Source organism: Bacillus sp. 1021 (assembly GCF_014534735.1).
GTDB lineage: Bacteria > Bacillota > Bacilli > Bacillales > Bacillaceae > Bacillus > Bacillus siamensis.
The window spans coordinates 1,220,362-1,241,681 of sequence record NZ_JACVSR010000001.1; the positions used below are offsets into that span (position 1 = coordinate 1,220,362).

Sequence of the window (21,320 nt, forward strand, 5' to 3'; positions counted from 1 at the left end):
GAAAGGTTGAGATGTTATGTCAGATCAATTTAAGAGCCGTGAAGAACGCCGCAAGGCTAGGCAGACGAAAAGCCCCAAGTCTTCTTCACCGAAAAAAGGAAAGAAACAGCGTAAAGGCGGTTTATTCAAAAAGATTGTGCTGTCTTTGGTTATTCTGTTTGTCCTTGGCATAGTCGGCGGAGCCGCGGCATTTGCCGTTTTAGTTTCCGGTGCGCCGTCTTTGGACGAAGCCAAGCTGAAAACGCCTTACTCTTCAACAATTTACGATAAAAACGGCAAAGAAATCGCGGAAGTGGGCGGCGAAAAACGAACCTACGTCCCGATTAAAGATATACCCGATGTTGTGAAAGAAGCATTTATCGCAACAGAGGACGCCCGTTTTTATAAGCACCACGGAATAGACCCGATCCGGATCGGCGGCGCCTTGGTCGCCAACTTTACGGATGGTTTCGGTTCAGAGGGAGGAAGCACGATCACCCAGCAGGTTGTGAAAAACTCGCTTTTGACCCATCAAAAAACGATTAAACGGAAAGCACAGGAAGTGTGGCTTTCACTGCAGCTGGAGCGCCATTATTCTAAAGATGAAATCTTAGAAATGTATTTAAACAGAATTTATTTCTCACCGCGCGCCTACGGCGTCGGTAAAGCGGCTGAAGAATTCTTCGGCGTAAAAGATTTGAGCAAGCTTACGGTTGAACAGGCGGCAACGCTTGCCGGAATGCCGCAAAGCCCGACCGGATATAACCCGGTTAAAAATCCGAAGGCTTCCGAAAAACGCCGGAACATCGTTCTCAGCTTGATGGAAAAACAAGGATTCATTTCAAATTCTGAATACCAAAAAGCGAAGAAAGTGTCCATGAAAGATGAAGGCGTCGTCAGCCAAAAGGAATACGATAAAAAGGACACAAATAAATACAGCGCTTTTGTCGAAGAAGTCATGAAAGAAATTGAGACAAAAGAAAAGAAAGACGTCGATATTTCAACTGACGGATTAAAAATTTACACGACCCTTGATACAAAAGCACAAGATTATCTTGATCAATTGATGAACGGTGACACAGCCGGCTTTACCGAAGGCATGCAGGGCGGCGTCACGCTCCTTGATACGACAAACGGAGAAATCCGCGCCATCGGAGCAGGACGAAATAGAACTACCGGGGGATTCAATTATGCAACACAAGGTAAAACCCAGCCAGGTTCAACGATAAAACCGATTCTTGATTACGGACCGGTCATTGAAAATAAAAAATGGTCGACGTATGAGCAGATTGACGATTCTGCATATACGTACTCTAACGGCACACCGATCCATGATTATGACAATAGATACAGAGGCCAGATATCAATGCGAGAGGCCCTCGCAGACTCACGTAATATCCCTGCTTTAAAAGCGTTCCAAGCAGTTGGAAAGGATAATGCCGTGGACTTTGCAAACGACCTGGGATTAGGTTTAAACAAAGATCAAGTATATGAGCCCTATTCTATCGGCGGTTTTGGGGATGAAAACCGCGGTGTATCTACTATGACCATGGCAGGCGCCTACAGTGCGTTCGGAAATAACGGAACGTACAATGAACCGCACGCAGTCACATCGATTGAATTCAATGATGGCACTAAGCTTGATTTAACACCTAAGCCGAAGAGTGCTATGAGCGATTACACGGCATTCATGATCACCGATATGCTTAAAACAGTGGTGCAGTCAGGAACGGGTAAACTGGCTCAGGTGCCGAACGTGGAAGTCGCCGGTAAAACGGGTACGACAAACTTTACTAAAGATGATATTCAAAAATATAACATTGCTCCAGGCGGAGTCCCAGACTCATGGTTTGTAGGCTACACCCCTCAATATACAGCGGCGGTTTGGACCGGTGTTGAGTCTGGCAACAAAGCAGGCAAGAAATCACTGTCTTCTGCAGACCAGCAAGTCGCAAAACGGATTTTCCAAAAGCTGATCTCATACGTTGATGACGGTAAAGGAAGCTTCAAGCAGCCTGACAGCGTCGTAAAAGAAACAGTTGAGAAAGGCTCGAATCCTGCCGCTTTAGCCGGACCGAATACGCCGGATGATAAAAAAGTGACGGAGTACTTCGTGAAAGGAACGGAACCTACTGCCGTTTCTAAAACGTACGCAAAAGAAAAAGCCGATAAACCGACTGGCTTGCAAGTGAAATACGACAAAGATAAAAAATCATTAACTTTAAGCTGGGATTATGACGGCGATGCAACATTCAATGTCAAACAATCCGTTGACGGAGGAAGCTACAGTGACATTCAAAACAGTTCGGCAAAAGAAGCCGTCGTTTCAAATGTCACCCCTGGGTCCACATACAGCTTCCAGGTGACAGCGGAAAATGATGACGGAAAAAGCGATACGGCATCAGCATCTTTCAAAGTTCCGAAAGATGAAGAAGACAATGCAGATAAAGATAAAGCGACTGACGATGAACAGAAACCTGATGATAAGGATAAAGACAAGACCCAAACCGATGATTCGAAAACAGACGATAATCAAACAGATACGTCAGACGGATCGGATCAATCACCAACCGATGACCCGAATAAAAATCCGGACCAATCCGATCAGGATCAAACGGATAATAACAATCCGAATCAGCCTGGTAACGGGACGGATAACAATGGACAGCAAGATAACGGCTCTGATAATGGTTCCGATACCGGTTCAGACGGTTCGAAAAAACCTGACAGCGGTCAGAAGGACAAAAACCAAGACTCATCTTCAAATGTCAACGGGCAGTCCAATTCGTCAACCATCCAGTCAAATCCCGCTCATTAGCGGACGAAATCCTTCACCTCAAACAGGTGAAGGATTTTTTTCATACAAAAAAACCTCCTTATAAGGAGGTTTTTATGATTTGTTCATAGCTTCATATTTATGATATTGTTTTGTCATCTCCGTCATCAATTCGTCCAGCTGAATAAATGAGTGAAATTGAGTCGGTTTTGTTAAAATAAACGCCACTCTCTCCGCCCAATTAATCGGCTCCGCGGGAAAATGCTTGGTTTCAAGCACAGACCAATCGAGTGATGCGACCCGCTCCCCTGCCGTCCAATGAAACGCGGCAATCAGACAGGCAATCCCCTTCAGCATATCATTTTGATCACACCTGGATTTTCTTGTTTGAAAAACGGGAAGCAGCGCTTCTTTCGTTTCGTTCCAAATCTGAAAAAGAAACGGAACATATTCGCTCCTTTCCCTCCATGGCTGCACTTTTGGCTGACTGCTGAAATCCATATACAGCGGATGCCGGCGCAAAGCCGCTTTGACCTCTAAGCTATCCAGATCCGTAAGACTGCGCAAGTATGTTTCATAGCCTGACAGAATATTAATCGCCGTCACCGTTTCACCAGCCCTTTTTTGTCACGCTTTTGCCCTTCCCTGCATAACGAAAGCAAAGGACATTCCGCACAGCGGGGAGATTGCGCTTTACAATGATACCGCCCGAAAAATATTAATCTGTGATGTGTGACAGACCAATCCTCTTTGGGCACTTTTTTCATTAATGTTTTCTCTACTTCCAATACAGAGTCCTTCCAGCGGCAGATGCCTAGCCTTTTCGAGACCCGTTCCACATGAGTGTCCACAGCGATTGCCGGTACGCCGAAAGCAACGGATACGACCACATTTGCCGTTTTCCGTCCGACACCCGGCAGCTTCACTAGCTCATCTCGGTCTTTCGGCACTTCTCCGCCGTACTCTTCGATGATCATTTTGCTCAGTTTTTGAATATTTTTGGCTTTATTTCGGTACAGTCCGATTGATTTAATATCCTGCTGAAGTTCTTCCAGCGGGACGGCAAGATAATCTTCAGGCCGTTTATATTTTTGAAATAGCGTTTTTGTCACTCTGTTAACGAGAGCATCCGTACATTGCGCAGATAAAGCGACTGCCACAACCAGTTCGAAAGGATTTGAATGGACAAGTTCACATTCTGCGTGCGGAAACATATCACCGATTTTATCAAGACAATATTCAATCTGCTTTAAATTTAACACGTTTCTCCCCTTCTCAAGTTACTGTTCCAGCCAATTGTAAAAAGGCACCTGTCTCGTATACTCTTTTTGCGGTTCATTTTGTTTCGTCTGAACACGCCGGAATTTTTGGCTGTGCGCCTTCGCCTGCTCAACCGTTTTGAAGCCGTTCTTTTTCCATTCAAATAAAATCCGGTCAATATAGCGAAAACTGAGCTTTCCTGATAAGACAGCTTCTTTTAGCGCATGTTTAATCAGAATTGCATCATGCTGATCCTGGTCCTGCCATATGGCCAGCGTCTCACATTCAAGCGGAGACAGCGGTCTTCCAAACTCTTCTTCAAAGATGGTGTACAGGCTTTTTTGTTCTCTTTCTGACGTTCTTTCCTGCGTTTCATTTTGTGAGTGCTGCATGTAATCATACAGCTTCGCCCATAAAGGCTGCAGAGAATATTTTTCGAACTTTATGCCGTTATGGTCTTCACATTCTTCAATAAACAGAAAACCTTTTTGAATGAACATTCTCAGGCAGCTTGTACATTCTTCAGCAGAAATGGACATCCCTGACTGCAGTTCAAACGGCGTCGGAAAATAAGAACCCTTTTCCAAATGCATTTTAATCTTTAAAAGCAGAATCAATTCGGTTTCATTCAGCCCGAGCTGCCGGTAATGTGTCAGCAGCAGGTTGGGAATGCTTGAAATGCCGAGTTCCTGCATATCTATAAATTGCTGTTTTTTCATCTCTACACCTCTTACTGTAAAAGGTTATCTCCGGGAGCTTTCCCCTTTACTTAGAAAAAGTCTCCCTTGCAGGAGACTTCGTTTTTTAAAACTATTACGGATACAGACGGTTCAGAAGTCTCGGGAACGGAATCGTTTCACGCACGTGAGGCGCTCCGCTGATCCAAGCCACTGTCCGCTCAAGTCCGAGGCCGAAGCCTGAGTGCGGAACAGAACCGTATTGTCTGAGTTCAGCATACCATTTGTAAGCATCTGAATCCAGACCGTGTTCTTTTAATCTTTCTTCCAATAAATCCATATCGTGAACGCGTTCAGATCCGCCGATGATTTCCCCGTAGCCTTCCGGAGCGATTAAATCGGCACATAGCACGACATCGTCACGATCTTTGGCAGGCTGCATATAAAACGGTTTTAATGAAGTCGGATAATGAGTGATAAACACCGGTTTGTCATAGCTTTCTGCAATCGCTGTTTCATGCGGCGCACCAAAGTCATCTCCCCATTCAATATCGTCGAATCCTTTTTCTTTCAGGAACTCGATCGCTTTATCGTACGTAATGCGCGGGAAAGGCGCTTTGATTTGTTCTAATTTGGACGTGTCTCTTCCCAGTGTGTTCAGCTCGATCTTACAATGTTCCAGCACGCTTTGTACGATGTAAGAAACATAATTCTCCTGAACTTCAAGGTTTTCTTCAAATTCAACAAATGCCATTTCAGGCTCAATCATCCAGAATTCGATGAGATGGCGTTTCGTTTTTGATTTTTCCGCTCTGAATGTCGGTCCGAATGAGAATACTTTTCCCAGCGCCATTGCAGCAGCTTCCATATACAGCTGGCCGCTTTGAGACAAGAAGGCGTCTTCATCAAAATATTTTGTCGCGAACAGCTCAGTCGTGCCTTCAGGAGCGCTTCCTGTCAAAATCGGCGGATCAACTTTCACGAAACCTTCTTTGTTGAAAAATTCATAAGTCGCACGGATGATTTCGTTGCGGATTTTCATAATCGCGTGCTGGCGTTTCGAACGGAGCCACAAATGTCTGTGGTCCATTAAAAATTCCGTGCCGTGCTCTTTAGGTGTAATCGGATAATCTGTCGCTTCGTGAATGACTTCAATGGATGTGACTGCAAGCTCATAGCCAAGCGGTGAACGCTCGTCTTCTTTTACAATCCCTTTTACGTAAAGTGACGTTTCCTGCGTCACTGATTTCGCGATTTGGAAGATGTTTTCTTCAACTTCAGCTTTGACGACAACTCCCTGAATGAAGCCTGTACCGTCTCTCAGCTGTAAAAATGCGATTTTACCGCTTGAGCGTTTATTTGCGACCCAAGCTCCAATCGTTACTTCCTCGCCTGTGTGTTTATACACTTGGTTGATTGTTGTTTTCAAAATCTTTCCCTCCAGAACAAGAAAGACATTCAGGAATCTGCCTGAATCTCTTTTTTCATCACTTTATTATACCCGTTCTACTCTTACGGGGTCAATGCAGATGAAAAGCGGCTTCAAAAGCCGCTTTTTCAGAATCAGCTATGTTTTTCCGTGAAGCGGCGGATTCTTTCGACCGCTTCTTCTAAAAGATCAAGTGACGTTGCGTAAGATAAACGGACGTTGTCCGGTGAGCCGAAGCCGGAGCCCGGTACGATGGCGACTTTTTCTTCTTCCAGAAGCGCCTTCACGTATTCATCAACATCTTTGAATCCGCAGTTTTCTGCTGCCGCTTTGGCGTTAGGGAACAAGTAAAATGCCCCTTCAGGCTTGACACAGGTATATCCGGGAATTTCGCTGAGCTGAGCATAGATGGTATTCAGTCTGTGCTCAAATGCCTGTCTCATCTCTTCCAGCGGTTCAGCAGGTCCGTTATATGCCGCAATGGCGCCGTATTGAGCGATAGACGTCGGATTTGACGTGCTGTGGCTCGCAAGGCTCGTCATCGCTTTAATAATCGTCTCAGATCCCGCTGCATAACCGATTCTCCAGCCCGTCATGCTGTGGGATTTCGACACGCCGTTGATGATGACCGTCTGTTCTTTCAATTCAACGGAAAGCTGTGCGATTGAGACGTGTTTTTTTCCTCCGTATGTAAGCTTCTCATAAATTTCGTCAGAAACGATCAGAATGTCATGCTCCAGACACACTTTTCCGAGTTCACTAAGCTCTTCTTTCGTATACATGACACCTGTCGGATTGCTCGGTGAGTTGATAATGATTGCTTTTGTTTTCTCAGTGAGTGCCTGCTTCAGCTGCTCCGGTGAAATTTTAAACTGATTGGACTCCAGTCCTTCCACATAGACGGGACGTCCTCCTGCCAATTTCACCTGCTCAGGATAGCTTACCCAGTAAGGAGTCGGTATAATCACTTCGTCTCCTTCATCGAGAATGACCTGAAATAATGTATATAGGGCGTGCTTCGCTCCGGTGCAGACAATGATTTCTGACGGTTTATATTCAATCCCCTGGTCGTTTTTGAATTTTTCAGCGATGCTGTCTTTCAAGGCTGGCAGACCGCCTGAAGGCGTATATTTTGTATGGCCTTCATTCATGGAACGCACCGCGGCATCTATAATGTGCTGAGGCGTATTAAAATCAGGTTCTCCTGCTCCGAGGCCGATGACATCATGGCCTTCTGCTTTCAGCTCTTTCGCTTTTGCGGTAATTGCAAGTGTTGCAGACGGTGTTAATGCGGATACTCTTTTTGCCAATTTCAACTTGAACTCCCCCTAATACGTCTCACGGTGTGATGTTTTTGAGAATCTTGCCGCTTGTAAAGTCCACATAGCTAAAACTATACTGCCCGTTTTTGTTGATGTAGGTCACTTCCCATAATGGAACATCGTTTTCTCTCGCCGGGTGAACGTCATTCAGCTTTGAAACAAGCCCTGCGTCTTGAACGATTTTGGCAGCCTTGCTGCTTGAAATGCCGTCACTGGCTTTTTTCGAGAGAATTTTTGCTTTTTTGTCGGCCGGGACCCATACATACATGTCTTTTCCGTGTTTATCCGTTCCGGACACAACGTAATACTTCTGTTTACCGACAAAGGTTTCCACTTTCTCAGCATCTGTCAGATCCGTTTTTTCTTTAGCGGCTGCGGCTGCTGTGTCGTGGCCTTCCTCTTTTTGAGCCATTGCAGATTTAAAAATGCTGGCCGAAAATAAAAGAACCGCTAAAAAAATAATACCAAATACGGCTGTAAATATTAACGCTTTTTTTCTCATCTTTTTCACCTATGTGCGATAAATGGTGAAGACCGCTTCATTTTGATTTTCTTCGTCAAGCGCCAGTCCGAACATCAGATTATCTCTTTTCAAAGTCCGGTTTAATGTATCGACGATTTTATATAAATCATCTGAATGCTCCACATTAATTGTAGAAAGAATCTCAATTTTGCTTTCCATTTTTATACCCTCCATCGGTCGAACAAATTTTGTTAGTCATAACGGGATGCATGCGCGGCATAATAAAATCACAAGGCGGCATGAACCCGCTTTTACCATATAAACAATTCCTCATCCCACACCACGAAAGCCGCGTTTATGCGGCTTTTATTCCGTTTGGCTGACGTAATCCCCGAGTTCGGCATCCGTCAGTTCCAAAAGGGATGAAGTCGGGAGCGCATCAAGAAACAGCCGTCCGTATCCCGCCGTCTTTACACGCTGATCTAAAAGAACGATCGTTCCTTTGTCTCCCGCCGTACGGAGCAGGCGCCCGATTCCCTGTCTGAACGTTAACACGGCCTCAGGCAGAGAAATCGTCTGAAACGGGTTTTTCCCCTGCTTCTTGGCGAATTCACATTTTGCGGCATGAAGCGGATTATCAGGCGCCCGGAAAGGAAGCCTTGCAATCATGACGGTTGACAATTCATCCCCCGGAAAATCAACGCCTTCCCAGAAATGATTCGTCCCGAGCAAAATCGCCCGGCTTGCCGTTTTAAAGGTTTTCATTAATTTACCGGGACTTCCGCCCGAGATGCCCTGGCCGAGAAGCTGAATGCCTGAGATCTCCATACTGAGTTTCAATTCCTGATACACTTTTTTCAGCATATCATGAGACGTAAACAGGATAAGGATCTTCGGCTGTTTTCCCTTTGACATGATTTCAGCATACTTGGCAATATGCTCAATGACTTCCCGCTCTCCGTCATATTTGAGGGATTTCATCTCTTTCGGAATGATGACGTTCATCTGATCATCATAAGAAAAAGGAGACGGGATGCTTTTGGTGCGCGGATAAAAATCCGACAGTCCGAGCCTTTCAATCATAAATTGAAAAGACTGCTCCACCATTAAGGTCGCTGATGTGAGCACTACGCTTTTTTTACGGGCGAAAAACTGGTCTGCCAGCATTTCACCGGGCTCCAGCGGCTGTGCATAGATGCTGACGGCGTTTTTTGCGCCTTTGGCATCAATTTCAATCCAAACGGCTTCTTTCTCATCATTTTCAAACAGCAGTCTGCTGAACGTATCTCGATATTCTTTCAGCCCTCTGATGCATTTTACATACTCGGCCGCTAAAAAAGCCGCTCCGCTCTTCATCTCATCAAGCTTTTGATGCAACAATTTCTCCTGTACTGAAAACACATCGAGCAGCTGATCCAGCATCGCGCAAAGCCGCTCCGCTCCGTCCGTTATCATGTAAAGGCCTTTATCCTGGCTTTTATGATTCAGACTATAGACGAGACGGTTCAGATCGTCTTTAGGTTTTCTTCGTTTGACAAAAGAATGCACCGAACTGAAAAATGCGTCACTTTCAGATTGAATATTCTTCATCCACTCATCGGCGTCAAAAAAACTTTCGGCCGGCAATTCATACGTATAAAACAGTTTTCTCATCCGCTTTAACAGCCCGTGTTCTTTTAATATTCCGATTCGGCTGAGCTTTGTGTGCAGCCCGATGTACGAAGCTCTCCGCCCTAGATGCTCGCTGGCGGCTCGTTCGAAATGATGCGCTTCATCAATGATGACCGTTCCGCTTGCGGGCAGTTTTTTTGTTTCACTGCTTTGATCTGCAAACAGCAAAGCATGGTTGGTGATAATCAGATCTGCGGCCTGCGCTTTTGCTTTTGCCCGTTCATAAAATTCGGCGGCGGAGTTCTTCCCTTTTTTCAAAAAAGAATCCTCATCGTAAGACATGCGCTCCCACAGCAATCTGCCGCCCGAAGGAAGATTCAGCTCGGCGGCGTCGCCCGTTTCAGTCTCTGTCAGCCAGACGAGAAGCTGTGCTTTCGTCAGAACCGCATCATAGTTGTCATCTTCCTCATGCAGAATATGTTCAAACTTGCGCAAGCACAGATAATGCGATTTCCCTTTTAAAACAGCGGCCTTAACCGGCCATGGAAACATACGCTCCAAAAGCGGAATATCTTTAGACATGATCTGCTGCTGCAAAAGAGTAGAGTACGTGCTGATAATGACGGGAGTTTGTTCCGCTTTAGCAAATAAGACAGCCGGAACGAGATAACCGATTGTTTTTCCGATGCCGGGCGCCGCTTCTATCAGCGCATGCTCCCGGTTGCAGAAGGCCCCAAGCACTTCATCCATCATCGCAAGCTGCCCTTTCCGCTTTTCATAGCGGGGGATGATGTCAGATAAGAGCTGTTCTTTTTCATCGTTCCATTTTTCAAGATCAATGGCAGCACTCACCGGACGGGAAGCCCGAATTTGTTCGGGCTCTTTAATTGAAAAAGACCCGTATGGAATGCAGCTTTCTTCTGCCGCCGGTCTGCTTTCATGTATAAAAGAATCCAAAAGCAGCGTCAAATCGCTGATAAAATGCTGTGAAAGCCTTCTAAGCTGCTTTAACGTCGGCAAAGGCAAATGTTTCAGTTTATGTAAAATGTCTAAAAAGATCAGCCCCGTAACCTCCGCATCACTGTCTGCGCGGTGAGGCCGGTCATGCACAATATTCAGCTCCGTGCACAATTCACCGAGCTTATACCCTTCAAGCCCCGGAAAAACAATACGCGAAAGCTCAACCGTATCAAGCACTTCACAATCCGGCAGCTCATAGCCCGCTTCGCTCAGTTCATGCCGGACAAATCCGAGGTCGAAATGAATATTGTGGGCAACAAAATACGCGCCGTCAAGCAGATGAAAAATCTCTTCTGCGACCGCTTCAAACGGCAGTTCATTTTCAACCATACCGGATGAAATTCCGGTCAGCTGTTCAATAAATGGCGGAATGGCCTGATTCGGATTGATATATTTTGAAAACCGCTCAGTTATTTGTCCATTTTCAATGACAACCGCTGCGATTTGAATGATTTTATCGCCCTTTTTCGGCGAATTTCCTGTTGTTTCGACATCTATGACAACGAACCGTTGCTTGTTCATTAAAATGGACACCTCAATTCTTGCATACGAGAAAAGTGTAACACGTTTTGCTGAGAAATGGAGCGGAAAAACAGCTTTTGCCCCTGAATCTTAAAAGAAAACCCCCATGAAGGGGGCTCTTTTACAAAATCGTGTGCGCCGGCTCCTGGTCCAGCATCTGCTCGATTTTATTCTGATCGTCCAAAACCGCCACCTTCGGCTGATGGCTTTTTGCTTCCTGATCAGACATCATTTGATAAGAAATAATAATGACTTTATCTCCTGGTTGGACGAGGCGGGCAGCAGCTCCGTTTAAACAGATCACGCCGCTCCCCCGCTTACCGGGAATAATATACGTTTCAAGTCTCGCTCCGTTGTTATTATTGACGATTTGAACTTTTTCATTAACGAGCATTCCGACGGCATCCAAAAGATCTTCATCAATCGTAATGCTGCCGACATAGTTCAAATTGGCTTCCGTCACGGTAGCGCGGTGCAGTTTTCCGGCCATCATAGTGCGGTACATATTATGATCTCTCCCATTCATCAATATCAATAATGATATTATCAATCAGTCTTGCTTTAGAAAATTGAACGGCGCAGGCCAGAATGACCTTGCCGTTTAATGTTTTAAGCGGAGTCAGCTCCGGATAAGCGTACAATTCGGCATAATCAATGACGCCGCTTGTGTTTTCGATGATATCGGTGACGGTTTTTATGACGGTTTCCGGATTTCTTTCACCGTCTCTGACCAGTTCGGCACCTTTTTGCAATGCTTTATAGATCATCGGCGCTTCTTTTCGTTCCTGCTCAGTCAGATAGACGTTGCGAGAGCTTTTGGCAAGTCCGTCTTCTTCTCTGACCGTATCCACCGCAACCAATTCGATATCCATAAAGAAATCCTCAATCAATCCGTCCACAACTGCTGCCTGCTGGGCATCTTTCAGGCCGAAATAGGCGCGGGTCGGTTTAACGAGATTGAAAAACTTCGTCAGCACAGTGGCCACTCCGTCAAAATGACCGATGCGGGAGGCGCCGCATAACACGTCAGTTCTTCTTTTTACATGCACGGCAACATTTTGCTCGCCTTTATACATGTCACTTGCAGACGGCGTAAACAATACATCTGCCCCCGCCTGTTCTGCTAGCCGGGCATCGCGGTTTAAATCACGCGGATATGCTTCGTAATCCTCGCCCGGTCCGAATTGAGTCGGATTGACAAAGATGCTCATCACGACAATATCGTTTTCTTTGGTTGCTTTTTCAACCAGCGTCAGATGTCCTTCATGAAGAAAACCCATTGTCGGGACGAACCCGATCGTCCGGCCTTCTGAGCGGTATTGCGCAATCAGTTCTTTCAGCTGTTGAGTTTCTGTCAGTTGTTTCATCGTTTACTTTCCTCCGTACAAGCCTTGCAGCACAGTTTGGTTGATCTGAAAAGAATGCTTTTCTTCCGGGAAAACCCGTTCTTTCACATCACGCACATAACCGCTGAGCGCAGATTCAATCGCGCCGTCGATTTTGGCATATTGCTTCACGAACTTCGGTGTTCTGTCCACGCCGTGGCCGACGACGTCATGATAAACAAGAACTTGGCCGTCAGCTTTTGAGCCGGCTCCGATTCCGATGACGGGAATGGATACTTCTTCTATTATTTTTGCGGTCAGTTCAGCAGGCACACATTCAAGCACGAGCATCATCGCTCCCGCCTGTTCGCATTTCACGCTGTCTTCGATGAGCTTTTTCGCGCTTTGCTCATCTTTTCCCTGCACTTTATATCCGCCTAACACTCCGACAGACTGCGGTGTAAGGCCTAAATGGCTGACGACAGGGATTCCGCCGAGTGTCAGCGCGCGGATGGATTCGAAAACGCCGTCTCCGCCCTCAAGCTTTAACGCGTCCGCTCCGCTTTCCTGAATAATGGCCGCGGCATTTTTCAATGTATCTTCTTTTGAAAGGTGGTAAGACATAAACGGCATGTCGGTTACGATAAACGTATTTTTCGCCCCGCGTTTTACCGCTTTTGTATGGTGAATCATGTCACTGACCGTTACGCCGACGGTTGAATCGAGTCCGAGCACGACCATTCCGAGCGAATCCCCGACTAAAATCATGTCGACTCCAGCCTGTTCCGCCAGTTTTGCCTGCGGATAATCGTAAGCGGTCAGCATCACGATCGGCTCTCCGTTTTCCTTCATTTTCATGAAATCCAGTTTTGTTTTCATTCTGATTCTCCTCCTCTAAACGGTGAGGAGATGATCCGCCAATTCTTCGCAAGCAAAAAAGCCTTCTGTAAAATAAGAAGGATTCCCACTTGTTTAACGTTCAGCGAATGTCATCCCTCTGTCCCAGTCCTTTTTTGGATCAAGGCAGACTTTTCGTAATCTCTGTTCTGCTGATCAGGTGCAGTTCATTATGATACTGCCCATAGGAAGTATACCAAATTCACGAGGCTTGTACCAACTAAGATTAATTGAGCTCAATATCGGCAGAATAGATCTTCTTTATGCCGTCTTTCGTTTCCAAAAGAAGGACCCCCTCATCATCAATGCCGAGCGATTTCCCGTAAAACGTCCCTTGCAGCGTTCTCGCTCTGAGCTCACTCGCCAATCCGACCGCGTAGCTTTCCCATAACAGCTTAATCGGTGTAAAGCCGTGCTTCAGATAATCCTGATAGCGTTTTTCAAAAGTCAGCAGAATCTCTTGTATCAGACCCGCTCTGTCAATTTTTTCGCCGGCTTCCAGGCTGAGGCTTGTCGCAATATCCTGAAGCTCGCCGGGAAAATCGGTTTCCCGCTGGTTCACGTTGATTCCGATGCCGAGAATGACCGAACGGACACGGTCTTCTTCCGCCTGCAGCTCAGTTAAGATTCCGACGGCCTTTTTGCCGTGAATCATTAAATCATTCGGCCACTTAATAGCGGGCTGTACACCGGTAAAGGATTCGATAGCCTGAACAACCGCAACGGCAGATAACAGGGTGAGCTGCGGCGTTTTTTGCAAAGGAATTTCCGGTCTCAGGATGAGGCTCATCCATATCCCGTTTCCTTCCTGAGAATGCCACACTCTGGACATTCTTCCTCTGCCTGCCGTTTGTTTATCGGCAACTACGAGTGTTCCTTCCGGCGCGCCGTCATTGGCCAGTTCATGGGCGGTTTTTTGGGTGGACGGCAGGACGTCCCGGTAATACAGCTGTTTGCCCATAACCTCTGTTTTCAGCCCGAAGCGGATTTCAGATTCACTGAGTTTCCCCGGTTTTTTGATGAGCCTGTACCCTTTTCGTCTGACCGCCTCAACCTCATAGCCCTCTTTGCGGAGTTCTTCTATATGTTTCCAAACGGCTGTTCTCGAACAGCCGAGCGCGTCACTTATTTTCTGCCCGGAGATAAAGCCGTCACCCGCCTCAGAAAATAAATCAATTAATCGGGTTCTTAATGTTGATCCCATGATGCGAGCCACTCCTTTATGTCATGTTTTCGGTTGGAGAGCTTCCCTGCCAATACCGCTTCTTCAATCCGGCTAAGTTCTTCGGCAATCCATTTACCCGCACGGCGGTTTCTGAGCTCCATCAGATCAGCGCCTGAAATGTCGAGATCACGAAGGCTTTTGATCGGCAGCTGCTCATACAGGCTCCGAATCTCTTTCAGCTTTTGTTCATCAACCGTCTTATGCTTTTTCAGCATTTCGATTTTAACGGCTGAAAACAGCGCATCTCCAGACCGGTACATCGCCTGGGCTTCAAGCTGCGCCGGATAAACGCTTATGATCTGCACCGCTTTTTTTATGACTTTTCCCGGCAGTTTCCATTGTTTTAAAAACGGTTCGGCGCTTTTCGGACAAAGACCGAGAAATAATAACAGCGCTGCCCAGCGTTCTTCGCGCGCATCTAAGGAGGAAAACGGATATCCGCTCGCTTCAAGCATTTGCTTCTCATAACCGGAAAGGCCGGGCAGCTCTTGTATCAGACCTGTCTGCACCATTGTTTGAATCGCTTCTTTTGAAGATGCGCCAACAAGCAGCTTTTCAAACTCGACGGTCTTTCGTTCTACTGATACGTGCGCCAAAAGCTCCCTGTCTTTTATGACGGCCTCTTTTGTTTCTTTCTCTAACAGAAAGCCGAGCTGGCTCATAAACCGGACGGCTCTCATCATCCGCAGAGCGTCTTCCCGAAAACGGTCTTCAGGGTTCCCCACCGTACGGATCAGCTTTTGCGCGATATCATGAACGCCTCCGAAATAATCAAGCAATTCTCCTTCGGCAGACATCGCCATTGCATTAATCGTTAAGTCTCTCCGCTTTAAGTCTTCTGCTAAAGATGTAATGAACCGGACGGCTTCAGGGCGCCGGTAGTCCTTATATTCTGATTCGGCGCGGAAGGTGGTGACTTCATATGTTTCATCTTCCCATAAGACGATTACGGTGCCGTGCTCTTTGCCGACATCGACGGTCCGCTCAAAGAGGCGCTCCACCTCATCCGGCGAAGCGCTTGTCGCGATGTCCACATCACCTATTTTTCGTTTCATATAGCTGTCTCTGACGGCTCCCCCGACAAAGTAGGCCTGGTGGCCCGCCTTTATCAGATGGTGAAGGATGGGGAGGGCTTTGACAAATTCCTGTTCCATAAGATCACTCCGGTCCTGCCAATTCATCATAAATCCGTTCGTACTGACTGACGATTCGTTGCGAAGAAAAGGCGGTCTCCACCATTTTCAGCGCATGGTCAGTCAAACGTTTGCTGAGCTGTTTGTCTTCTAAAACGGCAAGCGCTTTTTCAGAAGCCGCTTGAATATCGCCGACTTCCACCAGAAAACCGCTTACTTGATCTTTAATCACTTCCGGTATTCCGCCGATATTCGTTCCGATGCACGGCACGCCGCAGGCCATCGCCTCCAGAAGCACGAGCCCGAAACTTTCTTTTTCAGAAAGAAGGAGCTTAAGATCACTGATGGAATACAGCTCTTCCACCCTGTCCTGGTTTCCGAGGAGCAGCACTTGGTCCTGCAGGCCGTATTTCTCGACAAGCTGCCAAGCGACGCACTTTTCCGGTCCGTCGCCGACAAGCAGAAGCTTCGCCTTTGTTTTGGCTGCGATATTACGGAAAACACGGATCACATCCTTCACGCGTTTTACCTTTCTGAAGTTGGAAACATGGATGACGACTTTCTCATCCGGCGAAATACCGTGCTTCTCTTTTATACTCTCTGTATTTTTCTTAAGATAAACACGTTCATCAATAAAGTTGTAAATGGTCTCAATTTTTTTATCCGGCTTGATTAGATCATAAGTTTCCCCGGCAAGCGCGGTTGATACAGCGGTCACTCTGTCGGACGCTTCAATGGCAAACCGGATTAAATCTTTTAATGACGGATCATACCCTAAAACGGTAATGTCCGTACCGTGAAGCGTCGTAACAATGCCGATGTCGCGCTTTAGCATCTGTTTGGCAAGATAAGCGCATACTGCATGCGGGAGCGCATAGTGCGCGTGGATGATATCAAGATTTTCCCTTGCGGCAACCTCGGCGATTTTGCTCGCCAGTGAAAGGTCGTAAGGCGGATGTTTAAATACCGCGTATTGGTTGACCTCCACCTCATGAAAATGAATATTCGGATGATATGTATTTAATCTGAACGGGATGCTTGATGTGATAAAATGAACCTGGTGCCCCTTTTCCGCAAGCAGCTTGCCGAGTTCCGTCGCAATAATACCCGAGCCTCCGACACTCGGGTAGCATGTAATCCCTATTTTTAATGGTCTCATTGTCCGCCCCCAAAAACATCATCATTCAAAACGGGAAGCTGTTTTGAAAAGAAACCTTCGGCATACCCCGTCCCGGCTTCTTTGCCATACAGTCTTTCCCGCGCTTCCACCATTTCGATATAACCGTTTGTCAGCGGTGTGTTCACTGACTGCGCCGTAGGAATAAACTGACTTTGATAGGCGTGCAGGCTTTCTTTTTTCAGATCGATGGTTTCCGTTATGTCGATTACAAAGTCCGGACGGTGAAATCCGTTAATCATATAATAGTAAACTTTTTGAGCCTTGTGAGCCGGCAGTTCCCGGTGATCTTTATATTTATGAATTCCCGCTGAGAATACCGCCTCTTCGACTAATGCCGCCGCATTGCCGTGATCTGGATGGCGGTCTTTCGGATAAGGCATGAAAACGGCTTTCGGCCGGCATGCTCTGATGACACTGACAATCCGGCGGATGCTGTCCTCACTTTTCAAAAGCCCGCGGTCAGGAAGCGTAAGCTGGATTCTCTCTTTCACGCCGAGAATTCGGGCGGCCTCCGCCGCTTCTTCTTTTCTTATACTTACCGTTCCGTTAGATGACAGCTCGGCCTCGGTCAGATCGCATATCACAGCAGTTTTTCCTTGCCCCGTAAATTTTGCGATTGTGCCGCCCATACCAATCTCGACATCATCGCTATGGGCGCCGAACGCAAGAATATCAACGTGTTCAGACATTAGGCTCTCCTCCGCGCACGAGATTGCGGAAATCAAACGCCCCGCCGTCCAGCGTACGGACGAGAATCTCCGCTGTTCCCATATTTGTGGCCAGCGGGATCGCATATACGTCACACAGCCGGATCAGCGCCGATACATCCGGTTCGTGAGGCTGCGCAGTTAACGGATCCCGCAGAAAAATGACGAGATCAAGAGCATTCGCCGCAATTAATGCCCCGATTTGCTGATCTCCGCCGAGCGGGCCGGATTGAAAACGTTCAACGGACAATCCGGTCGCTTCCTGGATTTTCAAGCCTGTCGTGCCCGTCGCGTATAACTCATGGCGGCTCAATATATCTTTATATGCGGTCGTAAACTGAACCATATCCTGCTTTTTTTTATCGTGAGCAATCAAAGCGATTTTCATTTGATATTCTCCCCCTTGCCGATTCAGTCGATAATATTTTCGAGACCGTACACAAGCTGGTCGATTTTCATCACTTGCTCTACTGACAGCTTCACTCCTGACATAAAGGAAGCCCGGTTATAGGAATCATGACGCAATTTCAGCGTTTGGCCGTCCATGCCGAACATGACTTCCTGATGGGCGATAAGGCCCGGCAGACGCACGCTGTGAAGGCGGATGCCGTTTAATTCAGCACCGCGGGCGCCCGGCAGGATTTCTTTTTCATCAGGATGACCCTGCTGCTTTTCTGTACGGACGCTTGAGATCATTTCCGCTGTTTTCAGCGCCGTTCCGCTCGGTGCGTCCAGTTTTTGATCATGATGAAGCTCAATGATTTCTACATCTTCAAAATAGTTGGCGGCCATTTGTGAGAATTTCATCATCAGCACCGCGCCCAATGCAAAGTTCGGAGCGATAATGGCGCCGATTCCTTTTTCTTCAGTCAAGGCTTGAAGCTCCTCTAAATCCGCTTCGGAAAATCCGGTCGTTCCTACAACAGGACGGACGCCGTGTTCAAGAGCGGCTTTCGTATGTTTTTTGCCGATTTCAGGCGTTGTTAAATCGATCAGCACATCCGGTTTTGTTTCTTGGAAACATGCGCGGATATCCGTATAAATAAGAGCATCTGAATCAGCTGACATCACTTCCCGCAATGTTTGCTGATCGTATGTATGGTCAATGGCGCCGACAAGCTCAAAATGTGGCGTGCGGACAGCAAGTTTTACGGCCTCTTGGCCCATTCTGCCTCTCGGTCCGGCGATTACGACTTTAATGGTTTCATTTGACATGGTTTCTCCTACTTTCCTTCTTCTTTTCTCGTCCAGCGATCTTTATCCCGTGTATTAAATTTATGCATCACGCGGTTATGAGCTTCCTCCAATGAAATATCAAGGGAGTTGGCGAGGCAGATCAGGACGAACAGCACGTCGCCCATTTCCTCTTCCATGCTTTTCTCATTTTCCGTCATTTTCTTCGGCTTTTCCCCATAGTAATGGTTGACTTCTCTTGCAAGTTCGCCCAGTTCTTCGGTGAGACGGGCCATCATGGCAAGCGGGCTGAAATAGCCTTCTTTGAATTGGCCGATATATTCATCGACCTCAGCTTGTAAGTCTTTCATCGTTTTGTCACTCACTGTGCGAATACCTCCTGTCATCTCTTCCATGTTAGCTAATTCAAGTACATTTGACAAATGTTAAAAACGGCAGTTTGCTGTTTTCTTTTGTATCCACTATAATATTTACGCAATCTAATGGAAGGAAAAGGGGTTTGATGCAATGCTTGGAGAAATCAGAATCAAAAACATTTGCTTTATTTTAATCGGCGCCGCTGTTTTTTCATTCGGACTGGTTCACTTTAATATGCAGAACAATTTGGCGGAAGGCGGATTTACCGGCATTACGCTGCTCTTATATGCGTTATTCCACATCAGCCCTTCTATTTCCAACCTGGTATTAAACATTCCTATCTTTTTCATCGGCTGGCGCATGCTCGGCCGGACGATGTTTGTCTATACCCTGATCGGCACCGTCTCTCTTTCCGTTTTTCTGAGTATTTTTCAGCGTTACGAAATTCATATGCCGCTGTCGCATGATTTAGCTCTGGCAGCCTTGTTCGCGGGTGTATTTATCGGCGCGGGTCTCGGCATTATTTTTAAATACGGAGGCACGACGGGCGGGGTCGATATCATCGCCAGGCTGATCAATAAGTTTTTCGGAATCCCGATGGGCCGGACGATGTTTGCCTTTGATGCCTGCGTCATTTTGCTTTCTTTGTTTACGTATCTTTCTTACAAGGAAGCGATGTACACGCTTGTAGCCGTTTTTGTCGCTGCGCGATTGATTGATTTTATACAGGAAGGCGGCTATGCGGCAAAAGGGGCAACGATTATTTCTTCGAAAAACGATTTGATCCAGCAAAAGATCATAGATGAGATGGACCGCGGCGTCACCGTTTTAAAAGGGCAGGGATCATACACAAAAGAAGACAGAGACGTTCTTTACTGCGTCGTTCCGAAAAACGAAATTGTGCTTTTGAAAAGCGTCATCACTTCTGTTGACCCGCACGCCTTTGTTGCCGTAAGCGACGTCCATGATGTACTCGGAGAAGGATTTACGCTTGATGAAAATAAAAATCCGATCAGACGATAATAAAAAGGCGGCTTTTGCCGCCTTTACTGTTCGTGTTTCCATTTGACAACCGGTGATTTTTTCTTTTTCAATCGGCGGGCGAATGCCGGACTGACATTGAGCGTCTGCTCGACGAAGCGCTGCGGCGTCAGTGCCAGCCATTGGTTTAGGGAGACGTCTTCAAAACGGTCGCTTTTGAAAATTTCCAGAAAGCGAAGCACGGTGTCACCGATATTCTGGACATAATGCCCCATCGCAAAAGGAACATATCCCACGTCACCCGCTTGATAGTTAAATGTCCGCGCTCTTCCCTCCGCCGCAAACACCGTCATTTTCGCTTCTCCCGAAAGATAATACTGCCACTCGTCCGTATTCGGATGCCAATGTAATTCTCTCATGCCTCCGGGTTCGACTTCCACGAGAGCGGCGGCAATCGTTTTTGACACCTTAAACGTTTTTGAATCAACGATCTTGACTCTTCCCCCGCTGGTAACAAGAGGCTCCTGCCGGGAGAGCTTGTAGCTGAACGGCTCCAAAACGGTGCCTTCCGGGGAAGAAACGGCTGCCTGTTCAATCGGGGGAGGCGGTTCCAGCTGGAACATGTAACGCTCTTTCTTGTGAATGTAGGCCAAGTCATATCCGGGAACACCGAAGTTCGCCTCCAGCACGCTGCGCGGGGTGTGGGCAAACCAGTCCGTTACAGAAAAGGTGCTGTTTTCTGAAAAAGAGCCGTCATCAAAGACAAGCAGAAACTCACTGCCCTGCTCCATCCCTTGAATGGAATGAGGGATGCCGGAAGGAAAATACCACAAATCCCCTTCACTGACGTTGTCAATAAAATTCCGCCCGTTTTGGTCGACTGCGGTTAAACGGACTTCTCCGTTTATCACGTATCCCCATTCGGCTTCTTTATGCCAATGAAGTTCCCGCACAGCTCCCGGTTTCAGTCTCATGTTCACCGCCGCGATGTTTTTGGACACCGGCAGTTCCCTGACCGTCACTTCTCTCGACCATCCGCCGTCTTCAAGCCTCATATGCGTATCAGAAAAAGAGAATTTCAAGTTTTGAACCGTTCCCGCATCCGTTGAAGGCGGAACGAGCATATCAGGATTCTGGAAGTCACGCGCGAGGTTCCGCGGCCCTTCATCAGTCGCCCCTTTTCTGCCTCTGATCGGCTGCGGGAGGTGTTTTGAAACCAATTGCTGGATGAGTTTTTTCACTGGCTTTAGCTCCTTTACAGC

21 protein-coding genes are annotated in these 21,320 nt (G+C 47.0%); 2 read left to right on the forward strand and 19 right to left on the reverse strand.

Going from position 1 to position 21,320, the window contains the following annotated elements:
* Nucleotides 1-16: 16 nt before the first annotated feature.
* Nucleotides 17-2,797 (forward strand): PBP1A family penicillin-binding protein, encoded by a 2,781-nt coding sequence (locus ICW23_RS05875; RefSeq protein ID WP_188154169.1) that lies wholly within the window; start codon nucleotides 17-19, stop codon nucleotides 2,795-2,797.
* Nucleotides 2,798-2,869: 72 nt separating this feature from the next.
* Here ICW23_RS05875 and ICW23_RS05880 read toward each other — a convergent pair whose 3' ends face one another.
* The 18 genes from ICW23_RS05880 to ICW23_RS05965 all read right to left on the reverse strand — a co-directional run bounded on the left by ICW23_RS05880 (nucleotide 2,870) and on the right by ICW23_RS05965 (nucleotide 19,085).
* Nucleotides 2,870-3,361 (reverse strand): YpoC family protein, encoded by a 492-nt coding sequence (locus ICW23_RS05880; RefSeq protein WP_188154170.1) that lies wholly within the window; start codon nucleotides 3,359-3,361, stop codon nucleotides 2,870-2,872.
* A complete protein-coding gene (gene nth / locus ICW23_RS05885) occupies nucleotides 3,358-4,017 on the reverse strand; it encodes an endonuclease III (RefSeq protein ID WP_016939068.1) in 660 nt (219 codons plus the stop codon). The genes ICW23_RS05880 and nth overlap by 4 nt, the downstream gene beginning before the upstream one ends.
* A gap of 18 nt (nucleotides 4,018-4,035) precedes the next feature.
* Entirely contained in the window at nucleotides 4,036-4,734 is a 699-nt protein-coding gene (dnaD, locus tag ICW23_RS05890) for a DNA replication protein DnaD (protein ID WP_016939069.1), read from the reverse strand.
* A 94-nt stretch (nucleotides 4,735-4,828) separates the two neighbouring features.
* Nucleotides 4,829-6,121 carry an asparagine--tRNA ligase gene (gene asnS, locus ICW23_RS05895; protein WP_016939070.1) on the reverse strand — a complete coding sequence of 431 codons (1,293 nt, stop codon included), beginning with the start codon at nucleotides 6,119-6,121 and terminating at the stop codon, nucleotides 4,829-4,831.
* A gap of 134 nt (nucleotides 6,122-6,255) precedes the next feature.
* Entirely contained in the window at nucleotides 6,256-7,437 is a 1,182-nt protein-coding gene (locus ICW23_RS05900) for a pyridoxal phosphate-dependent aminotransferase (protein ID WP_016939071.1), read from the reverse strand.
* 22 nt (nucleotides 7,438-7,459) lie between these two features.
* Nucleotides 7,460-7,945, reverse strand: coding sequence for a cell wall elongation/penicillin-binding protein regulator TseB (tseB, locus tag ICW23_RS05905; protein WP_016939072.1), 486 nt, complete (start codon nucleotides 7,943-7,945; stop codon nucleotides 7,460-7,462).
* Between the two features lie 9 nt (nucleotides 7,946-7,954).
* Entirely contained in the window at nucleotides 7,955-8,125 is a 171-nt protein-coding gene (locus ICW23_RS05910) for a YpmA family protein (protein ID WP_003153512.1), read from the reverse strand.
* 147 nt (nucleotides 8,126-8,272) lie between these two features.
* Nucleotides 8,273-11,059: an ATP-dependent DNA helicase DinG gene (dinG, locus tag ICW23_RS05915; RefSeq protein WP_188154171.1), complete on the reverse strand. Its 2,787-nt coding sequence runs from the start codon at nucleotides 11,057-11,059 to the stop codon at nucleotides 8,273-8,275.
* A gap of 121 nt (nucleotides 11,060-11,180) precedes the next feature.
* On the reverse strand, nucleotides 11,181-11,564 hold the full coding sequence (gene panD, locus ICW23_RS05920; RefSeq protein WP_016939074.1) for an aspartate 1-decarboxylase: 384 nt from the start codon (nucleotides 11,562-11,564) through the stop codon (nucleotides 11,181-11,183).
* 1 nt (nucleotide 11,565) lies between these two features.
* Entirely contained in the window at nucleotides 11,566-12,426 is an 861-nt protein-coding gene (gene panC / locus ICW23_RS05925) for a pantoate--beta-alanine ligase (RefSeq protein WP_016939075.1), read from the reverse strand.
* 3 nt (nucleotides 12,427-12,429) lie between these two features.
* Nucleotides 12,430-13,263 (reverse strand): 3-methyl-2-oxobutanoate hydroxymethyltransferase, encoded by an 834-nt coding sequence (panB, locus tag ICW23_RS05930; RefSeq protein ID WP_016939076.1) that lies wholly within the window; start codon nucleotides 13,261-13,263, stop codon nucleotides 12,430-12,432.
* Between the two features lie 244 nt (nucleotides 13,264-13,507).
* Nucleotides 13,508-14,485 carry a bifunctional biotin--[acetyl-CoA-carboxylase] synthetase/biotin operon repressor gene (locus ICW23_RS05935; RefSeq protein ID WP_016939077.1) on the reverse strand — a complete coding sequence of 326 codons (978 nt, stop codon included), beginning with the start codon at nucleotides 14,483-14,485 and terminating at the stop codon, nucleotides 13,508-13,510.
* On the reverse strand, nucleotides 14,470-15,660 hold the full coding sequence (locus ICW23_RS05940) for a CCA tRNA nucleotidyltransferase (RefSeq protein ID WP_016939078.1): 1,191 nt from the start codon (nucleotides 15,658-15,660) through the stop codon (nucleotides 14,470-14,472). Before ICW23_RS05940 ends, ICW23_RS05935 begins: the two co-directional genes overlap by 16 nt.
* Nucleotides 15,661-15,664: 4 nt before the next feature.
* Nucleotides 15,665-16,798: an N-acetyl-alpha-D-glucosaminyl L-malate synthase BshA gene (bshA, locus tag ICW23_RS05945; protein ID WP_016939079.1), complete on the reverse strand. Its 1,134-nt coding sequence runs from the start codon at nucleotides 16,796-16,798 to the stop codon at nucleotides 15,665-15,667.
* The gene (gene bshB1, locus ICW23_RS05950) at nucleotides 16,795-17,508 is read right to left on the reverse strand and encodes a bacillithiol biosynthesis deacetylase BshB1 (protein ID WP_016939080.1); all 714 of its coding nucleotides are present in this window, start codon (nucleotides 17,506-17,508) and stop codon (nucleotides 16,795-16,797) included. Before bshB1 ends, bshA begins: the two co-directional genes overlap by 4 nt.
* Nucleotides 17,501-17,914, reverse strand: coding sequence for a methylglyoxal synthase (gene mgsA, locus ICW23_RS05955; protein ID WP_016939081.1), 414 nt, complete (start codon nucleotides 17,912-17,914; stop codon nucleotides 17,501-17,503). Before mgsA ends, bshB1 begins: the two co-directional genes overlap by 8 nt.
* A 23-nt stretch (nucleotides 17,915-17,937) precedes the next feature.
* Nucleotides 17,938-18,741, reverse strand: coding sequence for a 4-hydroxy-tetrahydrodipicolinate reductase (dapB, locus tag ICW23_RS05960; protein ID WP_003153497.1), 804 nt, complete (start codon nucleotides 18,739-18,741; stop codon nucleotides 17,938-17,940).
* A gap of 8 nt (nucleotides 18,742-18,749) precedes the next feature.
* Nucleotides 18,750-19,085, reverse strand: coding sequence for a nucleotide pyrophosphohydrolase (locus ICW23_RS05965; RefSeq protein WP_188154172.1), 336 nt, complete (start codon nucleotides 19,083-19,085; stop codon nucleotides 18,750-18,752).
* Nucleotides 19,086-19,227: 142 nt separating this feature from the next.
* Between ICW23_RS05965 and ICW23_RS05970 the strand changes: the two genes are divergently transcribed.
* Nucleotides 19,228-20,100: a YitT family protein gene (locus tag ICW23_RS05970; RefSeq protein WP_016939082.1), complete on the forward strand. Its 873-nt coding sequence runs from the start codon at nucleotides 19,228-19,230 to the stop codon at nucleotides 20,098-20,100.
* A 23-nt stretch (nucleotides 20,101-20,123) separates the two neighbouring features.
* Here ICW23_RS05970 and ICW23_RS05975 read toward each other — a convergent pair whose 3' ends face one another.
* Complete coding sequence (locus tag ICW23_RS05975; RefSeq protein WP_016939083.1) at nucleotides 20,124-21,299, reverse strand: oxalate decarboxylase family bicupin; 1,176 nt, start codon at nucleotides 21,297-21,299, stop codon at nucleotides 20,124-20,126.
* Between the last annotated feature and the right edge of the window lie 21 nt (nucleotides 21,300-21,320).